Annotated in this window: 1 protein-coding gene; it reads left to right on the top strand. The window is 77.0% G+C overall.

Annotated features, from left to right (window positions below; genetic code table 11):
- Nucleotides 1–5,196 (top strand): type I polyketide synthase (locus MXD62_RS26870; RefSeq protein ID WP_285224198.1); only part of this gene is annotated, 5,196 nt, incomplete at both ends.

Below are 5,196 nucleotides of genomic sequence, written 5' to 3'. Positions count from 1 at the left end.
ACGAACGCGCACGTCGTCATCGAGGAGGCCCCGCCAGCCGTCCCCGAGTCCGAATCGGAGCCCGGGGCCGCGGCCGGGCCGGTCGGTGCGGTGCCGTGGATCCTCTCGGCACGGTCGGAGCAGGGCCTGCTGGCGCAGGCCGCCCGGCTGGCGTCGCGCCTGGACGCCGAGCCGACGCCCGGTTCGCCCACGCCACGACCGTCTTCCCGTGCCGCGGACCGGCCGTCAGCGCGGGATGTCGGTTGGTCGTTGGCACGGGGCCGCGCGGCGTTGGAGTACCGGGCCGTGGTGCTCGGGGAGCGGGGCGCCGGCGACGCCCAGGCCGGTGGGGACCGGCTGGCCGGGCTGCGTGCGCTGGCGGCGGACGAGCCCGTGGAGACGGTGGTGCGGGGGCGGGCCGGTGCCGGCGGTGATCGGGTGGTGTGGGTGTTCCCGGGTCAGGGTGCGCAGTGGGTGGGGATGGGCGTCGAGCTGCTGGATGCCTCGGCGGTGTTCGCAGGCCGGATCGCCGAGTGCGCGGCGGCGTTGGCGCCGTTCGTGGACTGGTCGCTGGTCGACGTCCTGCGGGGGGCCTCGGACGCCCCGGGTGCCGCCGGGATCGCGGATGCCGAGGGGATCGAGGGTGTCGAGGGCGCGGGTTTGCTGGAGCGGGTCGATGTGCTGCAGCCGGTGTCGTGGGCGGTGGCACTGGGATTGGCGGCGGTGTGGGAGTCGTGGGGGGTGCGCCCCGATGTGGTGGTGGGGCATTCGCAGGGAGAGATCGTCGCGGCGTGTGTGGCGGGGCTGTTGTCGTTGGAGGACGGGGCGCGGGTGGTGGCGGCCCGTAGTCGGGTGATTGCGGGGGAGCTGGCTGGGTGCGGGGGCATGGCGTCTGTGGCGCTACCGGTGGGTGGGGTGGAGGCGCGGCTGCGGGTGGGGGCTGGTCGGGTGGAGGTGGCGGCGGTGAACGGGCCGTCGGCGACGGTGGTCGCCGGTGAGCCTGCGGCGTTGGACGATCTGCTTTCCGTCTGGGAGGCGGAGGGTGTTCGGGTTCGTCGGTTGCCGGTGGACTACGCGTCGCATACGGCGCAGGTGGACCGGGTCCGCGAGCGACTCACCACGGAGCTCGCGGGCATCGCTCCGCGTGCGGGGACTGCCGAGATGCGGTCCACGGTCACCGGCTCCCCGGTTGTTCCCGGGCAGCTCGACGGGGAGTACTGGTTCCGGAACCTGCGGTCGACCGTCCGCCTGCACGAGGTCGCCGACGCGCTGGTGGGCGAGGGGCACCGGGTGTTCGTGGAGATCAGCCCGCATCCGGTGCTGACCGCGGCGATCATCGAGACGGCCGAGGCGGCCGGCGTCCCGGACGCTGTGGTCGTGGGGTCGCTGCGGCGCGGCGACGGTGGGCTCGGCCGGCTGGCGGCCGGGGCGGCCAGGCTGTGGGTGCGCGGTGTGCCGGTGGACTGGGACCCGCTGGTGGCCGGCGGCCGGCAGGTGGACCTGCCGACCTATCCCTTCCAGCACCAGCGTTACTGGCTGCGCGGCGATGACCGCCCGGCTGGCGGCGGCGCACCGGGCGGCGGAGCGGCCGGTGGGACGGATCTCGACGGGCTGCGTTACCGCGTTGGTTGGCATCCACTCGGCCCGGAACCGCCGGAGGCGGCCCCGGCGGCCGCGACCGGCAGCTGGCTGGTGGTCACGCCGTTCCCGGTACCCGGGGACGCACCGCCGCCCGCCGCCGACGCCGTGCGCGCCCTGACCGAGGACGGCGCTGAGATCGTCGCCGTCCCGGTCGGCCCGGCCGACCTCACCCGCGACGGCCTCGCCCGGCGCCTGCGAGCCGTGACCGGGCCCGGGCAGACCGACCCGCGCGGCGTGCTGTCGCTGCTTGCGCTGACCGGCGCACACCCCGACGGGCCCGCGCGTGCCGGCGGTGCTGGTGGTGCGGCCGGCGCCGACCGTGCTGATGGTGCCGCGCGCGCTGATGGCGCCGATGGTGCAGTGGGCGCCGCGGCCACGCTGGTGCTTGTCCAGGCCCTGGGCGACGCGGGGATCGGCGCGCCGCTGTGGTGCCTCACCCGCGGTGCCGTGTCCGTCGGCGGCGGTGACCCGGTGACCGACCCGGCGCAGGCGCAGACCTGGGGGCTGGGGCGGGTGGCCGCGCTGGAGCACCCGTCCCGCTGGGGCGGCCTCGTCGACCTGCCCGACACGCTGGACGGGTCCGCCCGGCGCCGGCTGGCAGCGGTTCTGCGCGGCGCTGCCGACGAGGACCAGGTCGCGATCCGGGCGGGCGCGGCCTTCGCCCGTCGGCTGCTGCGCGCGCCGCTCGGCGGGGCCGAACCCGCCCGGCGCTGGCGGCCCCGCGGAACCGTGCTGATCACCAGCACCGGACCGCTCGGCCCCCACCTGGCCGGATGGCTGGCCGAGCGGGGAGCCGGGCACGTCGTGCTCGCCGGATCGCACCGCGCGGACGATCCCGACATCGCGGCGCTGCGCCACGGCGCGTTCACCAGGGACGTCCGGCTGACCGTGGCCACCTGTGACCTCGCGGACCGGGAGGCGTTGGCCGCGGTCGTCCGCGGGCAGGCCGCCGACGGCGAGGGGATCCGCGCCGTCGTGCACACCGCCGCGCTGCTCGGGCTGCGCCCGCTGGCCGACACCTCGGTCACCGACCTGGCCGGCGCGATCGCCGCCAAGGCCACCGCGGCCGACTGGCTCGACGAGCTGTTCCCCACCGACGGCCTCGACGCGTTCGTCCTCTTCTCGTCGGTCGTCGGCGTGTGGGGCGGCGCCGACCACGCCGCCTACGCCGCGGCCAACGCCCACCTGGACGCCCTGGCCGAGCGGCGGCGTGCCCGCGGCCTGCCGGCCACCTCGATCGCCTGGGGGCTGTGGCGCCCGCTGGCGGAGAGCGGCGGCGCCGTCGCCGGCGCCGCGGCAGCCGAGGACCCCGGCGTGCGGCGGCAGCGGGCACGGGGGCTCGGGTACCTCGAGCCGGACCGCGCCCTCGAGGCCCTGCGGCAGGTGCTGGACCACGACGAGACCCACACCGTCGTGGCGGAGATCGACTGGACGCGGTTCATCCCGGTCTTCACCTCGGCGGGCCGCCGCCCGCTGTTCGACACGCTCGCCGAGGACGCCGAGGCTGCTGGTGAGGCCCGGACGTCCGGCGTCGCGGACGGCGCCGCCTCCCCGGCCGCGTCCGGAACCGGCTCGCCGCTGGCCCGGAGACTCGCCGTGCTGCCTCCGGCCGAGCGGGACCGGGCCCTGGTCGAGACGGTCCGCACCCGGGCAGCGGCCGTGCTGGGGCACTCCGACGCCACCGCCGTGGAGGCGCACCGGGCCTTCCGCGACCTCGGCTTCGACTCGCTGACCTCCGTCGACCTGCGTAACGGGCTCGGCGCGGCGCTCGGCCTGCGGCTGCCGTCCACGCTGGTGTTCGACTACCCGACCCCGTTGGCGCTGGCGGAGTTCCTGCGGGTGGAGATCACCGGCGGCGACGCGGACGACGCGCCCGCCGCCGGCGTCCCTGGCGCTGTGGCGTCCCGCGACCGGAGCGGGCACGGCGGTGAGCACGACCTGCTGGACGCCGAGCCGGTGGCGATCGTGGCCATGGCCTGCCGGCTGCCCGGTGGCGTCGACTCCCCGGAGGACCTGTGGCGGCTGCTGGCCGAGGGCCGGGACGCGATCGGCGAGTTCCCGGCCGACCGGGGCTGGGATCTCGACGCCCTGCACGATCCCGACCCGGAGCGGTCCGGCACCTCCTATGTGCGCCACGGCGGCTTTCTGGCCGGGGTCGCCGACTTCGACGCCGAGTTCTTCGGCATCAACCCCCGCGAGGCCCTGGCGATGGACCCCCAGCAGCGGCTGCTGCTGGAGCTGTCGTGGGAGGCGGTGGAACGCGCGGGCATCGACCCGTCGACGCTGCGCGGCACCCCGGGCGGGGTGTTCGTCGGCACGAACGTCCAGGACTACGGCCCGCGCGCGCTGGCCGCCGGGACGGAGACGGAGGGCTACATCGGCATCGGCAACGCGGCGAGCGTCATGTCCGGGCGCATCTCCTACACCCTGGGGTTGCAGGGTCCGGCGGTGACCGTCGACACGGCCTGCTCGTCGTCGCTGGTGGCCCTGCACCAGGCCGTCCAGGCGCTGCGGCGGGGGGAGTGCTCGCTGGCGCTGGCCGGCGGCGCGGTCGTGATGTCCTCCCCGCTGATGTACGTCGAGTTCAGCCGCCAGCGCGCGCTGTCACCGGACGGCCGCTGCCGGGCCTTCGGTGCGGGCGGCGACGGCACGGGTCTCTCCGAGGGCGTCGGCCTGCTGGTCCTCGAACGGCTCTCCGACGCCCGCCGGGCGGGCCGTCCGGTGCTCGCCGTCGTCGAGGGCACGGCGGTCAACTCGGACGGCGCGTCGAACGGGCTGAGCGCGCCGAACGGCCCGGCGCAGCAGCGGGTGATCCGCCAGGCGCTCGCCGTCGCCGGGCTGTCGCCGTCCGAGGTGGACGCGGTGGAGGCGCACGGCACCGGGACGAAGCTCGGTGACCCCATCGAGGCGCAGGCCCTCATCGCCGCGTACGGCCGCGACCGGCCGGCCGGTCGGCCGCTGTGGCTGGGGTCGCTGAAGTCCAACATCGGGCACACCCAGGCGGCGGCCGGCGTGGCCGGTGTGATCAAGATGGTGCTGGCCATGCGGCACGGGGTGCTGCCGCGCACCCTGCACGCCGACGAGCCCACCCCGCAGGTCGACTGGGACGGGTCCGGCGTCCGGCTGCTGACCGATGCGGTCGCGTGGCCGGCCCGCCCGCTCCCGGACGCCGCCCCGGCGGGGCGGGAGCGGGCCGGTGAGCGCGGGCCGCGGCGGGCCGCGGTCTCCGCGTTCGGCATCAGCGGTACGAACGCGCACGTGATCCTCCGCGAGGCCCCCGCCACCGGGGAGCCGCGGGTCGGGCCGGCGTCGTCACCGGCGTCGCCGCCGCGGCCGGTGCCGCTGCTGGTGTCGGCGCGCACCACGGAGGGGCTGCGTGCCCAGGCCCGCCGGCTGGCCGCCCACCTCGACGACCGTCCCGGCCCGGCCGCCGCGGATGTCGCGCTGGCCACCCCGGCGACCCCGGCCGCCATCGACCACCCCCCCGGGGGGGGGGGGCACGACTCGAACCGCCGGACATGCACGACGCGGCCGCGCGGAAGATCCCCGCGCGTGCGGGGACGACCTGACGCAAGC

The organism is Frankia sp. Mgl5 (assembly GCF_023242985.1).
In the GTDB taxonomy this organism is placed as follows: Bacteria; Actinomycetota; Actinomycetes; order Frankiales; family Frankiaceae; genus Parafrankia; species Parafrankia soli.
This window is presented reverse-complemented; position numbering and strand designations above follow the sequence as displayed.